This is a genomic window from Streptomyces lienomycini, from assembly GCF_027947595.1.
Classification (GTDB): domain Bacteria; phylum Actinomycetota; class Actinomycetes; order Streptomycetales; family Streptomycetaceae; genus Streptomyces; species Streptomyces lienomycini.
Genome location: NZ_CP116257.1, coordinates 5133350 through 5150782 on the forward strand (window position 1 = coordinate 5133350; position 17433 = coordinate 5150782).

Here is a 17433-nt window from a genome sequence, read left to right on the forward strand (position 1 = left end):
CGTGCGGGCGAGGGCGGTACTCACACGGCGTTGGTGGCGCGCAACAGCTGCCAGACGGCGCCGGGGCGGGGCCTGCCGCGAAAGGCGATGTACTCCGGGAGCACCGCGTGCGGGGCCCACTTCTGCTTGTACTCGAGCTGGGAGGCCGCGGGGTAGACGGCGTCGCCGTGCTCGGCCAGCAGGCGGGCGAACCGGGTGAACGTACGGCTGGCGCCGGGGAGTTCGTGTCCCGGTTCGAGTCCGGTGAACGGGGTGAACCCGAAGTGCAGCCAGCCGGCCCCGTCGGCGGTGAGCCGTTCCATGACGGTGGCGTTGAGCGCCTCCATCACGCCGGGCGGGGCGTCCGGGCGGCGTCGGCTGAGGTCGTGCAGCATGCCGGGGCGGCTGCCGTAGACCGGCGAGTAGTTGACGTACCCGACCACCTCGCCGTCGATCCGGCCGACGAACAGGCGGCGGTGCCGCTGGAGGACGCCGGTCCGCTGACCGACCAGGAACCGCAGCTCCTTGACGTGCCGGCCCTTCTCCCGCAGCCAGCTCTGGTCGATGCGGTCCAGCTCGGCGCAGTCGTCGCCGTCCCGGACCTCGGCGACCTCCAGACCGGCCCGGCGGGCGCGCGAGATCTTGTTCCGCAGGCGCACGAACCGCGAGCCCCGCAGGGTGAACCGGCTCAGGTCGACGGCGTACGACGCCCCGATCTGGTTGACCGTGAACCCGTGGGCCGCGTACAGCTCGGCGTCCGCCCGTTGCAGTTGTACGGCGACCAGGCGGCGGCCGGTGTGGGCGGCGAACGCCTCCAGCAGTCGCCCGCGGTGCTCGGGCGCCGTGAAGGGGCCGCCGAATTGCAGGACGTAGCGGCCGGAGGTGCGATAGGCGCAGGTTCCCTCGAACCGGTCGTCGTGGAAGTAGGTGTTTCCGCTGTTGAGGGCGAGAAATGAACTGGGGTTGTCGCTGTGTGCGGCGAGCGTGTCAAGTACGGACGGCATCGGCGTCCTCCACGGAATTGCGTGCCGCAGTACTCGCTCCGGGCTCGCGGGACTCACCTGAATACACCCTCGGCCGGTATTTCTGTTCGAACATCTGAAACTCCGGGTTGGTTTCCGGTTCGAAGGCGATACCGAAGGGTTTCAGGGAGTTCCCGAACAGGGCCCGGTCGCCCATGAGGTGGATCGGGAGGGCGAGCAGCGCCCACTCGGGACGGACGAGCAGTGCCCACGCTCCGGCCAGGACACCTGCGGTGAACAGGCTGTGCATCGTGTTGTAGGCCACGTAGTAGCCGCGCGGAACCCGTCGGTCCGGGCGGCGCCGGAAGGCGATCGCGCCGGGAATGTAGCCAATGGCGTCGATCACGGTGAACAACAGCACGAAAACGCCCCAGCGGATTTCCGAACGGTGCTGGAAGGCGAGCACGAGCGATACGGCGAGGAATCCCAGCCATTCGAGTCTGGAGAGTGCGAAGGTGACCTTCGTCTCGAAACGGTTCTTGGCGTCCACGGGCGCTCCTGGATTGCGCGTACGATTCCGGGGCCCGACATCAGCCTGCCCCCTCGCTGTGGTCTGTCACTCCGGTTTACGCACCAGCGGGGCCAACCCCTCGTAAAGTGGAGGTGATGGGGAAGACGGGATCCTCGGGGGGCTGTTCTTGATGACGTCTGCGTGGGAGTTGCTGCTGCCCGCGGCCTCGGCACCGGCACGCGCGCGTGGCCGTGCCTTGCAGGAGGCGCTGCGGGAGGCGGTCCGCTCGGGCCGGCTCGCCGCGGGCACCCGTCTGCCGTCGAGCCGGGACCTCGCGGCCGACCTGGGCGTGTCGCGGGGTCTTGTCACGGAGGCGTACGAGCAGTTGACGGCCGAGGGGTACCTGCGCAGCGGGCGCGGTGCGGGGACCTGGGTGGGAGACGCCGTGCGGGCCGCCCGGCCGCGCGCGCGTGATCTCGCCCCGCGTTCCCCCGGCGACCGGGCCGACTTCGTGCCGGGGACACCCGACCTGTCGCTCTTCCCCCGCTCGGCGTGGGCCGCGGCGCAGCGGAGCGTGCTGACCGACCTGCCGCACGAGGGCCTCGGCTATCCCGACCCGCGCGGCCTGCCCCGGCTGCGGACCGCGCTGGCCGAACTGCTCGCGCGGCGCCGGGGCGTGGTGGCGGACCCCGAGCGGATCGTGGTCGTCTCCGGGGTGGCGCAGGCGACGGCGCTGCTGGCGAGCGTGCTGCACGCGCGCGGGACGCGCACCGCCGGTGTCGAGGACCCCGGCAGCCCCCAGCACAGCGCCCTGTACGCCTCGGCGGGCGTGGACACCGTGCCCCTGCCCCTGGACGAGGAGGGACTCGCCATGAGCCCGCTGCGTGCCTCGGGCGTACGCGTCGTGGTGACGACACCGGCGCACCAGTTCCCCACCGGGATCGGCTACTCGGCGCGACGCCGTGCCGAACTGCTGGACTGGGCGCGGTCGGTGGACGGCCTGGTCCTGGAGGACGACTACGACGGCGACTTCCGTTACGACCGCGCCCCCGTCGGCTCGCTCCAGGGTCTCGATCCGGAACGCGTCGCCTACACGGGCTCGGTCAGCAAGTCCCTTGCACCGGGACTGCGGCTGGGCTGGCTCCTGGTGCCGGACCGGCTCTCGGACGAGGTCGTCGAACGCAAGCGCACCACCGACCTCGGGCATCCGGCACTCGACCAGGCGCTCTTCGCCCGCTTCGTGGAGCGCGGCGACTACGACCGTCAGCTCCGTGCCTGCCAGCGCGCCTACCGCGAGCGCCGCGACGCCCTGGTCGCCGCGCTGGCCGAGCACTTCCCCGGCTCGCGAGTCACCGGCATCGCCGCCGGCCTGCACGCCATCGCCACGCTTCCCGAGCGGTACGGGCCCGAGGAGCGCTTCCTGGCCCGCGTGGCGCGGGCGGGCGTCGCGGTGCGCCCGCTGACGGCGTACGGGCATCCGGGGGCGGCCGGTCGTCCCGGGACGTACGGGCACCACGGGACAGCCGGTGGCCCGGGGGCGGGCGCGCGGGTGCGGCTGGTCCTGGGATACGCGCACCTGTCACCGGGGCGGATCCGGGCAGGGGTGGGGAGGATGGCGGCGGCGGTGTGACGCGGCGCGGGCGGCGCACCCCTCGGGCCGTCCGGGTTGTTCACCCGCAATTTCCGTGGGCGCCGCGCCGTGCCAGTAGGTCTGGCTGCGCACCCCGGCCGGAACACTGGCCGGATCCCGTCCCTGGAGGCGCACTCATGTCCCCTCGTCCGTTGCCCGGTCGCCGCAGCGTGCTGCGCGGCTCGCTCGCCGCGTCGGCGGCCCTGACCCTGCCGACCGCCCTCGGGGCGGCGCCGGCGTTCGCACGCTCCGGGCGGCCGGGGGCCGGGTGGGGCGTGCAGGCGGGAGACGTGACCGCCCACTCCGGTCTGGTCTGGGTGCGCTCGGACCGGCCGGCCCGGATGGTGGTCGAGACGTCCGCGACCGAGTCGTTCCGCCGCACCCACCGGTGGCACGGCCCGCTGCTCGGCCGCGACACCGACTTCACCGGCACCACCCGGCTGCACGGACTGCCGCCGGGCGAGCAGATCCACTACCGCGTCCTCCTCGCCGACCCGGACGACCCGCGCCGTACGGGCGAGCCGGTGACCGGCACCTTCCGCACCGTGCCGGTCCGCCGACGCGACGGTGTGCGCTTCGTGTGGTCCGGCGACCTCGCGGGCCAGGGCTGGGGCATCAACCCCGACCTCGGCGGCTACCGCATCTACGACGCCATGGGCGCCCTGGACCCCGACTTCTTCCTGTGCAGCGGCGACAACATCTACGCCGACGGCCCCATCCCCGAGACGGCCGCTCTGCCCGACGGCGGCACCTGGCGGAACATCACGACCGAGGAGAAGTCCAAGGTCGCCGAGAGCCTCGCCGAGTTCCGCGGCAACTTCCGCTACAACCTGCTCGACGAGAACCTGCGGCGCTTCAACGCGCGGGTCCCGTCGGTCGTCCAGTGGGACGACCACGAGGTGCGCAACAACTGGTACCCCGGCCAGGTGATCGCGGAGACCGACGACCGGTACACGGAGAAGAGCGTCGACGTGCTGGCCGCCCGCGCCCGGCGCGCGTTCGGCGAGTACGTCCCGATCTCCACGCTGCGCCCCGGCGCCCGGGAGGGACGCGTGCACCGGGTGCTGCGCCAGGGACCGCTCCTCGACGTGTTCGTGCTGGACATGCGCACGTACCGCGACGCCAACTCCCCCGGCGACCAGCGCGTCGACCGGCAGGGCATCCTGGGCCGCGAGCAGTTGGAGTGGCTCGAGCGGGAGCTGGCGCGGTCGCGTGCGGTGTGGAAGGTGATCGCCGCCGACATGCCGATCGGACTGGTCGTGCCCGACGCCACCGAGGGCGCGGCCAACTTCGAGGCGATCGCGCAGGGCGACCCCGGGGCGCCCCTCGGGCGCGAGTTGCAGATCGCGGAGCTGCTGCGCTTCGTCAAGCACCGGCGCATCACCGGCACGGTGTGGCTGACGGCCGACGTGCACCACACCTCGGCCCAGCACTACCAGCCCTCGCGGGCGGCGTTCGACGACTTCGAGCCGTTCTGGGAGTTCGTGTCCGGGCCGCTCAACGCGGGCGCGTTCCCGGCCAGTCAGCTGGACGGCACGTTCGGTCCCGAGCGGGTCTTCGTGAAGGCGCCGACCGCCTCCAACGTCTCGCCCGCGGGCGGCTACCAGTTCTTCGGCGAGGTCGACATCGACGGCGAGAGCGCCGAGATGACGGTGCGGCTGCGCGAGCAGGACGGCACGGTGCTGTTCACGAAGGTGCTCCGGCCGGGCCGGGTCGGCCAGTAGTCCCGTAGCCTGTCGAGTGCGCCGCGCATCGGCGTCATCCCCCGGTGCGCGGCCCGGGAACACGGCTCCCGGAACACGGCCCGCGGACCGCGGACGCGGACCGGTGCGCGCCAACTCCCCGAAATCTCCCGGAAGTCCTCTTTACCCATCGGTCACAGCGCGTTCGCGACCGCGCAACACCGTTCCTTCACAGTGGATGCATGAGTCGAGACATGTCTGATGTGACGGATGCGGCGGCGCACCTCTTCGCGCACGGCCCGGCGGTGCCCGCCATGGTGCTGGCCTCGGTGGCCGCGCTGATCGCCACGGCGGGCTTCCGCACCCGCCGCTCACGCCGCCACGGGCAGGCGCCGCCGGCGGAGGATACCGGCGCCCGGCCGCCGGCCGCCGGGCGGCCGGCCGGGTCCGGGCCCACCGGGACCGAACCGGCTGGTACCGAACCGGCTGGTACCGAACCGAGGGGGACCGGACCCAGCCGCAACGGGAGCGCGCTGTGGCGGATGCGGACGACGGTGCGGGACGCGCCGGGATCGCTGGCCGTGCTGTGCGCGGCCCTCGCCGACCGGCGGATCGACATCCTGAGCCTGCAGACGCACCCGCTGGCCGAGGGCACGGTGGACGAGTTCCTGCTCCGCGCCCCCGGTGAGCTGAGCGGGGCCGAGCTGGCCGACGTGGTGACCACGGCGGGCGGCGCCCGCACCTGGACCGAGCGGGCGGACGCCCACGACCTGGTGGACGCCCCGACCCGGGTGCTGGCTCTCGCCGCCCGTACGGCCCTGGATGCGGCGGAACTCCCCTTGGCACTCAGGCAGTTGCTGGGCAGGTGCACCATCAGGTCACTGCCGGCGGGCACGAGCGCGGAGGCGGCGACGACCGGTGCCGTCCCTCCGGAGGGCGCGTTCGAGGACACCGTACTGCGGCTGCGCGCCCCGGAGGGCGGGGTGATCAGCGTGGAACGCCCCCATCTTCCCTTCACCCCGGCCGAGTTCGCCCGGGCACGGGCCCTGGTCGAGCTGGACGCCCGGCTCGGTCCACGGATCCCGCGCGGCCGGGACGTACTGACGCTGCCCGAGGGGAGCGACATCACGGTCCGCCGGGTCGACACGCGGGACGTCCCGGCCGCGAAGGCGATGCACGAGCGCTGCTCGGCGCGGACCCTCGGGCTGCGCTACCACGGCCCGGTCGGGGACGCCGACCGCTACCTCAACCACCTGCTCAGCCCGCGCTTCGGCCGCACCCTCGCCGTGCAGACCGCGTCGGGACGGATCGTCGGTCTCGGCCACCTGCTGTGGGACGGGGACGAGACGGAGGTCGCGCTGCTCGTCGAGGACGCGTGGCAGCGTCGGGGCATCGGCGGCGAACTCCTCGGCAGGCTCGTGGCGTTGGCGGCGGAGGCGGGCTGCGAGAGCGTGTACGCGGTCACGCAGGCGTCCAACACCGGCATGGTCGCCGCGATGCGCGGCCTGGGCCTCCCCCTCGACTACCGGATCGAGGAGGGGATCCTGGTCGTCACGGCCCGCCTGGACCCGTCGGCCCGGTCCGCGGCACGGCCGGCGCGCGGGGAGCGGGTCGGCCGGGAGTGACGGGCGGCGGGCGGGGCGTCCGGCGCGGCGGCCGGGTCACTCGGCCGGTGTCAGCACCTCCCGCGCAGTGGTCGCCCCGGCCGCCCGCTCCCCCAGCGCCCGGTCCAGGTCGGCCCACAGGTCGTCGACGTCCTCCAGGCCGACCGACAGCCGCAGCAGCCGGTCGCCGACCCCGGCGCCCCGTCGGTCGTCCGCGTCGACGATGCGGTGGCTGATCGACGCCGGGTGCTGGATGAGCGTGTCGACGCTGCCGAGACTGACCGCCGGGGTGATCAGCCGGACGCCCGCGATGACCTGGTGCGGGTCGCCGTGCACCTCGAAGGAGACCATCGCGCCGCCGATGCGCGGGTAGTGGACACGGGCCACCCGCGGATCGGCCGCCAGCCGTCCGGCCAGCTCGGCGGCGCCCGCGGACGCGGCCCGTACCCGCACGGGCAGGGTGGACAGCCCCCGCAGCAGGAGGTAGCCGGCGAGCGGGTGCAGCACTCCGCCGGTGGCGAAGCGCACCTGCCGCAGCCGCCCCGCGAACTCCTCGTCGCAGGCGACCACGCCGGCCAGCACGTCCCCGTGCCCGCCGAGGTACTTGGTGGCGCTGTGCAGCACCAGCCGGGCACCGCTCTCGGCGGGACGCTGGAGCACGGGCGTGGCGAAGGTGTTGTCCACGAGCAGCGGCACCGACCCGCAGGCGTGCGCCACGGCCCGCAGGTCGACCTCGGCCAGCGTCGGGTTGGCCGGCGACTCCACGAGCACCAGGCCGGTGTCCGGGCGCAGCGCGTCGGCGACGCCCGCCGGGTCGGTCCAGGTGACCTCGGACCCGAGCAGCCCGGCGGTCAGCAGGTGGTCGCTGCAGCCGTACAGCGGCCGTACGGCGACGACGTGCCGCAGCCCCATCGAGCCGCGCACCAGCAGGACCGCGCTGAGCGCCGCCATGCCGCTGGCGAAGGCGACGGCTGCCTCGGTCCCCTCCAGCCGGGCCAGCGCCGTCTCGAAGCGGGCGACGGTCGGGTTGCCGAGGCGGCCGTAGACCGGCGGCCCGTCCGGCTCGGCGCCGGTGGCGGCGAACGCGTCGATGCGGGCGGCCTCGCCGCGGCTGTCGTACGACGGGTAGGTCGTGGACAGGTCGATGGGCGGGGCGTGCAGGCCCCGGCCGGCGAGGTCGTCGCGGCCGGCGTGCACGGCCTCGGTGGCCAGTGCCCTGCCCGTGGGTGCGGTGGTGCGTACGTCGCCGGGTGATGACGTGTGCGTGCGCGCTGAGTCCATGGCGGAAGGGTGAACACCGAACGGGCCGGCCGGGCCGGACTCCGTGCTACGTTCGGGCCATGGCCGATTCCGTCGTACTGGATCCGGTGGATCTTCATCTGCTGCGGCTGCTGCAGAACGACGCCCGGACCACCTACCGCGATCTCGCGGCCCAGGTCGGCGTCGCCCCGTCGACGTGTCTGGACCGGGTGGCCCGGCTGCGGCGGGCCGGGGTGATCCTCGGCCATCGGCTCGAACTGGACCCGGCGAAGCTGGGCCGCGGTCTCCAGGCGCTGCTGCTGGTGCAGGTGCGCCCGCACCGGCGGGAGCTGGTCGGCCCGTTCGTGGAGCGGATCCGCGCGCTGCCCGAGTCGCGCACCGTCTTCCACCTCACCGGTCCGGACGACTACCTGGTGCATGTCGCGGTCGCGGACATGACGGACCTGCAGCGGCTGGTCCTGGACGAGTTCACGTCCCGGCGGGAGGTGGCCCGCGTCGAGACCCGGCTGATCTTCCAGCAGTGGGAGTGCGGCCCCCTGCTGCCACCGACCGCGCCGACCCCGTCGCCGTCACCCGCGTCCGCGTCCGCGTCGTCGTCGCCGTCCGCGGACACGCCCTGAGCGAAATCCGGCCTCCCGGGCCGTCGGGCCGGGCCCACCGGGCTGACGCGGCACCGGTATCCGTACGAGGATGTCCGCATGTCAGAGACCAAGAGCCCGCTGCCCCGCGAGGTCGCCGACGCCTATGTCGACGACCTCATCGCCCTCGACCCGGTCACCGGTACCTATCTCGGTGTCGCGGAGAGTTCCAGCCGCCTGCCCGATTTCTCGCCCGTCGGGCAGGAGGCCCTCGCGGAGCTGGCCCGCACCACCCTCGCCCGGCTGGACGAGGCCGAGCGCGGGCCGGGCGGGGACAGCGACGTGGAGCGGCGCTGCGCCCGGCTGCTGCGCGAGCGCCTGACGGCCGAACTGGCGGTGCACGAGGCGGACGAGGGCCTGCGCTCGGTCGGCAACATGGGCACCGCCGCCCACTCGGTGCGCGAGGTCTTCACGCTCACTCCGGCGCAGACCGACGAGGACTGGGCCCGGATCGCCGAGCGGCTGCGCGCGGTGCCGGCGGCGTTCGCGGGCTACCGCGCGTCCCTGTCGCTGGGCCTGGAGCGTGAGCTGTACGCGGCGCCGCGTCCCACCGCCACCTTCGTCGAACAGCTCGGCGAGTGGGCGGACACGGGCGAGGGGCGCGGCTGGTTCGAGGACTTCGCCGCCGACGGCCCCGAGGCGCTGCGCGCGGAGCTGGACGAGGCGGCCCGGGGCGCGACCGCGGCCGTGGTCGAGCTGCGGGACTGGATGCGCGACGTGTACGCGCCCGCCATCGAGGGCGCCCCGAACACGGTGGGCCGGGAGCGCTACGCCCGCTGGTCGCGCTACTACAACGGCACCGACCTGGACCTGGACGAGGCGTACGCGTACGGCTGGGCCGAGTACCACCGCCTGCTGGCCGAGATGAAGGCGGAGGCCGAGAAGATCCTGCCGGGCGCCGAGACTCCGTGGGTGGCGCTGGCACACCTGGACGAGCACGGCAGGCACATCGAAGGCGTCGACGAGGTCCGCGACTGGCTGCAGGGCCTGATGGACCAGGCGATCGAGCAGTTGGACGGCACGCACTTCGAACTCGCCGAGCGGGTACGGAGGGTGGAGTCGCGCATCGCGCCGCCCGGCAGCGCGGCGGCGCCCTACTACACGTCGCCGTCGGAGGACTTCTCCCGCCCCGGCCGCACCTGGCTGCCGACCATGGGCCAGACCCGGTTCCCGGTGTACGACCTGGTGTCCACCTGGTACCACGAGGGCGTCCCGGGCCACCACCTCCAGCTCGCCCAGTGGACGCACGTGGCGGCGGACCTCTCCCGCTACCAGGCGTCCGTGGGCATGGTCAGCGCCAACGCCGAGGGCTGGGCGCTGTACGCGGAGCGGCTGATGGACGAGCTGGGCTTCCTCACGGACGCCGAGCAGCGCCTGGGCTACCTGGACGCCCAGATGATGCGGGCCGCGCGGGTCATCGTGGACATCGGCATGCACCTGGAGCTGGAGATCCCGGCGGACTCCCCCTTCCACCCGGGTGAGCGCTGGACGCCGAAGCTGGCGCAGGAGTTCTTCGGCGCGCACAGCAGCCGTCCGGCGGACTTCGTGGAGAGCGAGCTGACCCGGTACCTGACGATCCCGGGTCAGGCGATCGGCTACAAGCTCGGTGAGCGTGCGTGGCTGCTCGGCCGGGAGAAGGCCCGCGAGCGGCACGGCGACGCGTTCGACCCGAAGGCGTGGCACATGGCGGCCCTCTCCCAGGGTTCGCTGGGCCTGGACGACCTGGTGGACGAGCTGTCGCGGCTCTGACGCCCGCTCATCTCGCCGGTCACCGCCGGAAGCCGCCCTCGGAATCGATCACCTGACCGGTGACCCAGTCCGCCTCGTCCGTGGCGAGCCACGCGATGAGGCGGGCGGGGTCGTCGGGCATGCCCCAGCGCCCGGCGGGGAAGCACGCGGCGACGGCCTCATGGTCCTCGCCGGTCAGGTAACCGGTGTCGACCGGGCCGGGGTTGACCGTGTTCACGGTGACGGCGTGCTCGGCGAGGGTCGTCGACAGGGAGCGCGTGACGGAGGCGAGCGCGCCCTTCTGCAACGCGTAGGCGATCTCGCCGGGCATGCCGCCCGCGATGTCCTGGCCGGAGGTCATCGTCACGACGCGTCCGCCGGGTGTGCGGGGCGGCAGGGCGGCGCGGTGACGGGCGTAGGCCTGGATCAGCAGCAGCACCGAGCGGGTGTCGACCTGCCAGTGCGCGTCGAGCATGGCGGCGTCGACCGTGTCGAGGGTGCCGTCGAGACCGCTGAGCGCGTGGTTGGCGACGAGGACGTCCAGCCGTCCGCCGAGCGCCTCGGTGGCGGTGGCGACGAGGTCGCCGGGTGCGTCGGGCCGGGTGAGGTCGCCGGGGCCCGCGTGCACGGCGGCGTCGGGGTCGCCGAGGGCCGCGCGTACGGAGGCGGCCACGTCCTCGACGCGGTCGGCGCCCCAGGGCATGGCGGCGTCGTGCGGCACGTGGTGGTGCAGGTAGACGCTCGCTCCGTACGCGGCGAGCCGCCGGGCCACGGCGTGGCCGATGCCGCGGCGTCGGCTGGCTCCGGTGACGAGGGCGGTACGGCCGCGCAGGGGCAGCGGGTCGCGGCGCAGGTCTTCGGGGGCGGGGAGGGGAAGTCGTGGCATGGGCACCCATGATGGGTGGGCCGCGGGCGCCCCGCACGCCGTTTTCGTCCCCGGCTACCGGTCGGCGAGCCACCGCAGGTGGACGAGGCTCAGCCAGGTCTCCGGCTCGGGGCGCACCTCCGCCGCGCGCACCGCGTACCGGCCGGGCTCCAGCGCGACCCGCGCCCGGCCTGCGCGGTCCGACGCGGCGCCGGGCCAGGCGGCGTCGAACAGGAGCACCGGGCCGGGCACGTGCCAGGAGACCTCGGGCTGCCACTCGGCCGTGTCGAGGGCGGCGGGGACCCCGTCCAGCACCTCGTCCTCGGAGTCCGCGGCGCACCAGCGGACGAAGGTGCCGTGGTCGGGGAGGTAGGCGGTGGCGGCGGGTTCGTCGCCGAGCACCAGGGCGGTGGAGTCGCCGACGGGCAGGAGTCCGACCTGGCCGTCGACCTCGCAGGCCCGGTCGTAGTCGGAGTCCGCCTCCTCGCCGTCGGCGCCGGTCCAGAACGGCAGAACCGTCTCGGGGACCACGATGAGCGGCCCTCCGCCCGACTCGACCCACTCCACCCGGCCCGGCTCCGCGTATCGCACCATGGTCGAGAACCTACACGCCCGTCGAACGCCCTTACGTTTGGGAGCGGGGGCGGTTCTGTTCCCGCCAGGCCCGGGGTGAGATTCCGTAGGCCCGTTTGAACGTCTTGCTGAAGTGGGTGGCGTCCACGAAGCCCCATCTCCGTCCTGTTGCGGCGATGGTCCGCAGCCGTCCGTTCGCACCGGCCAGCTCTCGCCGGCATTCGGCCAGGCGGCGGGTACGGATCCACTCTCCGAGGCTGATCCCCGACCGGGACAGCACCGCGTAGAGGTGCCGTACGGAGATGTCGTGGGCGGCGGCTATGCGTGCGGCCGACAGGTCCGGATCCGCCAGGTGCTCTCGGACGTACTGCGTGACGCGGAGGCTGAGAGTCGCCTCCAACGGCGCCTTGGCGAGGCCGGAGTCGCCGTGCTGGGTCGTCAGGACCGCCCGCAGGAGCTCGACGCTGGGTTCCACAACGCTGTCGGCGTGCGCGGCCTGGTGCAGCCGGTCGCTGACCGCCAGTTGGGAGAAGTAGGTGAAGGCGAGGCACGCAAGGGGGTTGTCGGGACCCAGGGTGACCGTACCGGTGTCACGCAGCAGCTGGTCGGGGAGTGCGAGTGCCGCACGGGGAAATCGCAGGAAATGGTGGTCGACTCCCTCGTCGAAGAGCAGGGTGTAGGGAGAGACCGATTCGTAGACGGCCAACTCGCCCGGCTTCAGCACGCACTCGCGGCCGTTCTGCGTCACCAGGCTGGTACCCGTCACCTGGAGGCCGAGGAAGACGGCCGGCTCCTCGTCCTGCCGGGCCAGCCGCTCCGTCCGACGGACGGTCACCGCGGACGCCCTCGCCGAACAGAACCTGAGGGGCCCGACGGCGCCGAGCCCTATGCGCACGGAGATGTCCTCGTCGGGGGGACGGTGGTCGATGTCGACCGCCACCAGGGATTCCCACACCGCGTGCCGGACCACTTCCTCCCGATCCCGCGGCGGAATGCACGCGGTGTCCAGGACCGGGCTCATGAAGCAGACCTCCGTCCGGCCAGGTCATGAAGCCGGCCCGGCGGCATCTCGGCCCGTTCCCCCACAAGACCCCCTCGGCACAAGGATGGTTCCGGCCACCAGTCTGGCGGGGTCCCACCGGCTGCGCAACGACCCCGAAACGCGTTCGGAGAGCCTGCCCGCCTGCTGCGGCACCGAACGGGAGCTGCGGTGCACCACTGACAAAGTTCCCTGCACGCTCGGCCAAGTCCGAAGCACAGGACGCGCCTAAAGTCGCTGGGCGAAGCCGGAGGAATTGGAGCGACAATGAGAAATCGTAAGCTCGCATCGAGCGTTCTGTCCGTGACCATGCTGTCGGTCGGCCTCGTTGCCCTGGAATCGACGCCGGCGGCTGCCGCGACCCCCAAGTGCAGCCGCGCGGTCCAGATGAAGCCGAACTCCGCGTATTCGTACTACATGCTCATTCCGAAGTCGGCCGCCACGGTCAAGTGCAGCATGAGTCCGGGAGCGCGGAACAAGGGCGTCACCGCTCTTCAGACGGCGCTCGCGTACTGCTACAACGTCTACACGGGCGCTCAGGGTCACAAGTTCGGCCCCGGCGACATCGACGGCATCTACGGGAACGCCACCAAGAACGCAGTGTATTACTTGCAGGTACAGATCTTCCCGCAGCAATCGAGCGAGCAGGACGGGATCTACGGCCCGAACACCGCAGCCAACATGAAGTTCCCGTGGCACAACCCGAGCAATGACCGGATCATGAACACATGCACCCGGCGGAACGGGAGCTGACGGGACGTTCACCGGGAGACGGACTGGCCCGTACCGCCTTGTCGCAGAGCCGACCCCGACCTCCCCTTCACCACCTCGAGTTGGGCGTGGATCCGCCGCCGCAGGTCGGCGACGTGGCTGACGATGCCGACGCTGCGGTCCCGCTCGCGCAGGGCGTCGAGGACGTCGAGGACCTCGTCGAGGGTCTGGTCGTCGAGGCTGCCGAAGCCCTCGTCGATGAAGAGGGTGTCCAGGCGGACGCCGCCGGCCTCGTCGGTGACGACGTCGGCGAGGCCGAGCGCGAGGGCGAGCGAGGCGAAGAACGTCTCCCCGCCGGACAGCGTGGCCGTGTCGCGTTCGCGGCCGGTCCAGGCGTCGACGACGTGCAGGCCGAGGCCGCTGCGGCCGCGTCCGGAGCGGTCGTCGGAGTGGACGAGGGTGTAGCGGCCGGAGGACATGCGCAGCAGGCGGGCGGTGGCCGCGGCGGCGACCTGTTCGAGGCGGGCGGCCAGGACGTAGGACTCCAGGCGCATGCGGCGCTGGTTGTCCGCGGAGGTGCCCGCGGTGAGGGAGGCGAGGCGGGCGACCCGGGTGTGTTCCTCGCGCAGCGGGGCGAGCCCGCGCACGGAGGCGGTTGCGTGCGCGGACAGCCGGTCCAGCTCGGCGCAGCACCGGGCGGCGGCGTCGCGGGCGGAGGCGGCCTCGCGCAGGCGCAGACCCGCGTCGGCGGCCGTCCGCCCCGCGGCGGCCGGGTCGGCGGGCGGTCGGCGGGACGCGGTGACGGTGTCGGCCTCGGTGAGGACCGCGCGGACGGCGGCGTCCTCGGAGTGCCAGGCGTCGAGCCGCTGTTGCAGCTCGCGGTGGGCGGTGGCGTCGAGCAGTGCGGCCGCCGCGTCCCCGGGGGTGTCGAAGCCGGCCCGGAAGGCGGCGTCGGCGAGCCGGGCGTCGGCGTCCTTCAGCCGCTGGGCGGTGTCCTCGGCGACGCGGGCGGTGTCGGCGGCCTCCGTGAGCAGCACGGCCCGGCGTTCCAGCTGCGCCGCCCGCGCCGCCACGCTCGCGGCGGCACCGCGTGCTCGCGTCAACTCCTCTTCCAGGGCCGTTTGTTCGCGCTCCAGGCGGTCCCGTCCCGCGATCCGGGAGGCGGACCGGAGGGCGGCCTGCTGCTGGGCGGCGACGCGCTGCTCGCGCTCTCGCTCGGCCCCCCGCAGCTCCTCCTGCGCGGCGTGCAGCCCGGAGGCGGTCGTCCGCACGCGCGCGTACTCCCGCTCCAGCTCCTCGGCCTCTTCGGCCAGCCGGGCGGTGGGCGTCTCGCCGGCTTCCGCCTTCGCGGCGGCGAGGGCCTCCCGTACGGTGCCCAGGCGTCGTTCGTCGTCCGCGCGCCGCTCGTCGGCGGCCTGGTAGGCGGCGAGGGCCCGCTCCTCCGCGTCGCGGTCGACGTGCCCGGCGGTCTTGCGCGCGGGGGCGGGGTGTTCGGTGGCGCCGCACACCGCGCAGGGGGTGCCGTCGGTGAGGTTCGCGGCGAGTTCTGCGGCGATGCCGGTCAGCCGCTGTTCCTTGAGGTCGAGCCAGTGGGCGCGGGCGTCCCCGGCGTGCTCGGCCGAGGCGAGTGCCCGCCGCCGGGCGGCCTCCGTGTCGTCGGTGAGCCGGTCGCGTTGCCGGGCGGCGTCGAGTCGGCGCCGTGCCGGATCGCGCTGCACGGCGAGCTGTTCGGCACGGGTCGCGGCCTCCTGCGCGCAGTCGACGCGACCCTGCAGTCGGGTGCGGGTGCGCTCCCAGTCGGCGAGCCAGGTCTCCGCCTCGTGCCGGACGTCCTCGTCGGCGCGTTCCTGGCGGTCGAGGCCGGACCGCTCCTCGACCAGGCCGGCGAGGCGTTGTTCGGCGCGACGGGCCGACTCGAGGCCGCCCAGTTCCTCGGCGGTCCGGCGGGCGGCGGCGGCGAGTCCGGCGGCGCCCGCGTCGGCGAGGGCCTGCGGCAGGACGGCACGCGCGCGTGCCTCCGCGGCCGCCGCCCGCCGGTGCTCGGTGCCGGCGGCGTTCCGCAGCTCCAGGGCGGGCGCCACCGCTTCGGCCTTGCGGGCCCGCTCCATGCGCTCCTGCGCGGCGCGGTGGGCGTCGGCCCGCTCGGCGAGCCGTGCGGCTCGCTCCCGTGCCTCGGCGAACCGGCGTTGCAGCCGGTCGAGTTCCCGGGCGCCGGCGAGTTCGCGTTCGGCGGCGGCCTGGGCGGATTCGGCGGCCGTGAGCCGGCAGTCGGCGATCGTGAGCAGTTCGCGGGCGGTGGTGCGGGCGACGGCGGCGGCGCCGAGAACGGCCTCGGCGAGGCCCGGCTCGCCCGGCGCCAGCTCGGGCAGTTCCATGGCGCGGCCGGCTGCCTGCTGCATCCGGTGCGCGTCGGCCAGCAGCGTGGCGTCGCCCTCGCGGACCCGGGCCTCGGTGGTGCGTCGCCGTTCCGCGAGGCGCTTCTCGACCTCGGCGAACCGCCGGGTGTCGAAGAGCCGCCCGAGGAGCTTGCCGCGGGCCTCCGCGTCGGCGCGCAGGAAACGCGCGAAGTCGCCCTGGGGCAGCAGCACGACCTGGCAGAACTGCTCGCGGCTCATGCCCAGCAGTTGGGTGATCTCCTCGCCGATCTCCTGGTGGGAGCGGCTGAGGTCCTTCCAGGTTCCCGCCGTGGCGTCGTACTCGCGCAGCCAGGTCTGGGCCTTGTCGACGGTGGTGCCGACGCCCTTCTTCTTGGGGCGCTCCCAGGGCGGCTGCCGGGTGATCTCCAGTCGGCGCTGCGCGACGGTGAGGTCGAGGCGCACCTCGGTGCGGGTGCCGACGGCCGCGTGGTCGCTGCGTAGCGTCACTCCCTGGCCGCCGCCCTGCCGGGCGCCCGGCACCGAGCCGTACAGGGCGTAGCAGACGGCGTCGAGGACGGAGGTCTTGCCCGCGCCGGTGGGGCCGTGCAGGAGGAAGAGTCCGGCCGTCGAGAGGTCGTCGAAGTCGACGCTCTGCGAGGCGCCGAAGGGCCCGAAGGCGGTGATGTCCAGCCGGTGCAGCCTCACCGTGCCACCTCCCGCAGGGTCTCGTCGGCGCGTACGGCGTCGAAGGCGTCCCGCAGGACGCTCTGCTCGTGGCCGTCGGGACCGGCGCCGCGCACGTGGCCGACGAAGTCCTCCGCGATCTGCTGGTCGCTGCGGTCGGCGAGGCGCCGGGCGTAGGACACGCCCGGCTCGTCGGGTGCGCGCTCGGGGTCGAAGACGAGGCTGAGCGTGTGCGGGAACCGCTCGGTGAGCCGTGCCATGGGGTCGTCCGGCCGGACCGGGTCGGTGAGGGTCGCCTCGACCCAGGCGTCCTCGTGCGGGGTCAGTTCCGGGTCGGCGAGGAGGTCCTCCAGCGTGCCGCGCAGCCGGGCCAGCGCGCGCGGCACCGGGCAGTCGACGCGCTCGGCGGTGACCGATCCCCCGGCGTCCAGGTCGACGAGCCACATGCTCTTGCGGTGCCGGTGCTCCGAGAAGGAGTACGGCAGCGGGGACCCGGAGTAGCGGACGCGCTCGGTGAGGGTCTGGCAGCCGTGCAGGTGCCCGAGGGCCACGTAGTCGACGCCGTCGAAGACGCCGGAGGGCACGGCGGCGACCCCGCCGACGGTGATGTCCCGCTCGCTGTCGCTCTGCTCGCCGCCGGTGACGAAGGCGTGCGCGAGGACGACGGAACGGGTGCCGGGCGCGCGGGTGGCGAGGTCGGCGCGCACCCGGTCCATGGCGGCGGCGAGCACGGCCTCGTGCCCCGCTCTCTCGACGCCGAACTCGGCCTTCACGAGGGCCGGTTCGAGGTACGGCAGTCCGTAGAGGGCGACGTCCCCGTGGGGGTCGGTCAGTACCACGGGGGTCGCGCAGCCCGCCGGGTCGGTGCGCAGGTGGATGCCGGCACGACCGATGAGCCCGGCACCGACCCCGAGACGGCGGGCCGAGTCGTGGTTGCCCGAGATCATCACCGTCGGCACGCCGAGGTCGGCGAGGCGGTGCAGGGCGTCGTCGAACAGTTCGACGGCGGCCAGCGGCGGCACCGCCCGGTCGTACACGTCTCCCGACACGACCACGGCGTCGACGGCGTGCTCGCGCACGGTGTCGACGAGGTGGCCGATGAACCCGGCCTGGGCGCCGAGCATGTTCACCCGGTGGAACGCCCGGCCGAGGTGCCAGTCGGAAGTGTGCAGCAGTCGCATGATCCCCGAGACTAACGGGAGGGTCCGAC

The 17433-nt window shown here is 73.8% G+C and carries 14 protein-coding genes; 6 read left to right on the forward strand and 8 right to left on the reverse strand.

What is annotated here, in order from left to right; translation table 11 throughout:
- Positions 1 to 20 precede the first annotated feature (20 nt).
- The gene (locus BJ961_RS23325; RefSeq protein WP_271414759.1) at positions 21 to 983 is read right to left on the reverse strand and encodes a bifunctional lysylphosphatidylglycerol flippase/synthetase MprF; all 963 of its coding nucleotides are present in this window, start codon (positions 981 to 983) and stop codon (positions 21 to 23) included.
- Positions 967 to 1491, reverse strand: coding sequence for a hypothetical protein (locus tag BJ961_RS23330; RefSeq protein WP_271414760.1), 525 nt, complete (start codon positions 1489 to 1491; stop codon positions 967 to 969). Before BJ961_RS23330 ends, BJ961_RS23325 begins: the two co-directional genes overlap by 17 nt.
- A gap of 151 nt (positions 1492 to 1642) precedes the next feature.
- On the opposite strand from BJ961_RS23330, the gene pdxR reads away from it, so the two are divergent.
- The 3 genes from pdxR to BJ961_RS23345 all read left to right on the forward strand — a co-directional run bounded on the left by pdxR (position 1643) and on the right by BJ961_RS23345 (position 6389).
- On the forward strand, positions 1643 to 3082 hold the full coding sequence (gene pdxR, locus BJ961_RS23335) for a MocR-like pyridoxine biosynthesis transcription factor PdxR (RefSeq protein ID WP_271414761.1): 1440 nt from the start codon (positions 1643 to 1645) through the stop codon (positions 3080 to 3082).
- A gap of 137 nt (positions 3083 to 3219) precedes the next feature.
- Entirely contained in the window at positions 3220 to 4806 is a 1587-nt protein-coding gene (locus BJ961_RS23340; protein ID WP_271414762.1) for an alkaline phosphatase D family protein, read from the forward strand.
- Positions 4807 to 5018: 212 nt separating this feature from the next.
- Entirely contained in the window at positions 5019 to 6389 is a 1371-nt protein-coding gene (locus BJ961_RS23345; RefSeq protein WP_271414763.1) for a GNAT family N-acetyltransferase, read from the forward strand.
- Positions 6390 to 6425: 36 nt separating this feature from the next.
- On the opposite strand, the gene BJ961_RS23350 is transcribed toward BJ961_RS23345, so the two are convergent.
- Positions 6426 to 7649, reverse strand: coding sequence for a trans-sulfuration enzyme family protein (locus BJ961_RS23350; RefSeq protein ID WP_271414764.1), 1224 nt, complete (start codon positions 7647 to 7649; stop codon positions 6426 to 6428).
- Positions 7650 to 7708: 59 nt separating this feature from the next.
- Between BJ961_RS23350 and BJ961_RS23355 the strand changes: the two genes are divergently transcribed.
- Positions 7709 to 8248, forward strand: a complete 540-nt coding sequence (locus BJ961_RS23355; RefSeq protein ID WP_271414765.1) for an Lrp/AsnC family transcriptional regulator — start codon at positions 7709 to 7711, stop codon at positions 8246 to 8248.
- 78 nt (positions 8249 to 8326) lie between these two features.
- Positions 8327 to 10015 carry a DUF885 domain-containing protein gene (locus BJ961_RS23360; protein WP_271414766.1) on the forward strand — a complete coding sequence of 563 codons (1689 nt, stop codon included), beginning with the start codon at positions 8327 to 8329 and terminating at the stop codon, positions 10013 to 10015.
- 19 nt (positions 10016 to 10034) lie between these two features.
- On the opposite strand, the gene BJ961_RS23365 is transcribed toward BJ961_RS23360, so the two are convergent.
- Genes BJ961_RS23365 through BJ961_RS23375 form a run of 3 tightly spaced genes read right to left on the reverse strand, consistent with a single transcriptional unit; the run spans position 10035 to position 12453 of the window.
- Complete coding sequence (locus BJ961_RS23365) at positions 10035 to 10880, reverse strand: SDR family oxidoreductase (protein WP_271414767.1); 846 nt, start codon at positions 10878 to 10880, stop codon at positions 10035 to 10037.
- 54 nt (positions 10881 to 10934) lie between these two features.
- Positions 10935 to 11453: an immunity 21 family protein gene (locus tag BJ961_RS23370; protein ID WP_271414768.1), complete on the reverse strand. Its 519-nt coding sequence runs from the start codon at positions 11451 to 11453 to the stop codon at positions 10935 to 10937.
- 31 nt (positions 11454 to 11484) lie between these two features.
- Positions 11485 to 12453, reverse strand: coding sequence for an AraC-like ligand-binding domain-containing protein (locus tag BJ961_RS23375; protein ID WP_271414769.1), 969 nt, complete (start codon positions 12451 to 12453; stop codon positions 11485 to 11487).
- Positions 12454 to 12780: 327 nt separating this feature from the next.
- On the opposite strand from BJ961_RS23375, the gene BJ961_RS23380 reads away from it, so the two are divergent.
- Complete coding sequence (locus BJ961_RS23380; protein WP_271417144.1) at positions 12781 to 13224, forward strand: peptidoglycan-binding domain-containing protein; 444 nt, start codon at positions 12781 to 12783, stop codon at positions 13222 to 13224.
- 8 nt (positions 13225 to 13232) lie between these two features.
- Here BJ961_RS23380 and BJ961_RS23385 read toward each other — a convergent pair whose 3' ends face one another.
- Together BJ961_RS23385 and BJ961_RS23390 are read right to left on the reverse strand one after the other, a co-directional pair.
- On the reverse strand, positions 13233 to 16244 hold the full coding sequence (locus BJ961_RS23385) for an AAA family ATPase (protein ID WP_271414770.1): 3012 nt from the start codon (positions 16242 to 16244) through the stop codon (positions 13233 to 13235).
- Positions 16241 to 17404, reverse strand: coding sequence for an exonuclease SbcCD subunit D (locus BJ961_RS23390; protein ID WP_271414771.1), 1164 nt, complete (start codon positions 17402 to 17404; stop codon positions 16241 to 16243). The genes BJ961_RS23385 and BJ961_RS23390 overlap by 4 nt, the downstream gene beginning before the upstream one ends.
- Positions 17405 to 17433 lie beyond the last annotated feature (29 nt).

Coding starts and splice junctions, on each gene's coding strand:
- BJ961_RS23325 (WP_271414759.1), bottom strand. CDS start 983: ATGCCGTCCGTACTTGACACGCTCGCCGCACACAGCGACAACCCCAGT.
- pdxR (WP_271414761.1), top strand. CDS start 1,643: ATGACGTCTGCGTGGGAGTTGCTGCTGCCCGCGGCCTCGGCACCGGCA.
- BJ961_RS23340 (WP_271414762.1), top strand. CDS start 3,220: ATGTCCCCTCGTCCGTTGCCCGGTCGCCGCAGCGTGCTGCGCGGCTCG.
- BJ961_RS23345 (WP_271414763.1), top strand. CDS start 5,019: ATGTCTGATGTGACGGATGCGGCGGCGCACCTCTTCGCGCACGGCCCG.
- BJ961_RS23350 (WP_271414764.1), bottom strand. CDS start 7,649: ATGGACTCAGCGCGCACGCACACGTCATCACCCGGCGACGTACGCACC.
- BJ961_RS23355 (WP_271414765.1), top strand. CDS start 7,709: ATGGCCGATTCCGTCGTACTGGATCCGGTGGATCTTCATCTGCTGCGG.
- BJ961_RS23360 (WP_271414766.1), top strand. CDS start 8,327: ATGTCAGAGACCAAGAGCCCGCTGCCCCGCGAGGTCGCCGACGCCTAT.
- BJ961_RS23365 (WP_271414767.1), bottom strand. CDS start 10,880: ATGCCACGACTTCCCCTCCCCGCCCCCGAAGACCTGCGCCGCGACCCG.
- BJ961_RS23370 (WP_271414768.1), bottom strand. CDS start 11,453: ATGGTGCGATACGCGGAGCCGGGCCGGGTGGAGTGGGTCGAGTCGGGC.
- BJ961_RS23375 (WP_271414769.1), bottom strand. CDS start 12,453: ATGAGCCCGGTCCTGGACACCGCGTGCATTCCGCCGCGGGATCGGGAG.
- BJ961_RS23380 (WP_271417144.1), top strand. CDS start 12,781: ATGCTGTCGGTCGGCCTCGTTGCCCTGGAATCGACGCCGGCGGCTGCC.
- BJ961_RS23390 (WP_271414771.1), bottom strand. CDS start 17,404: ATGCGACTGCTGCACACTTCCGACTGGCACCTCGGCCGGGCGTTCCAC.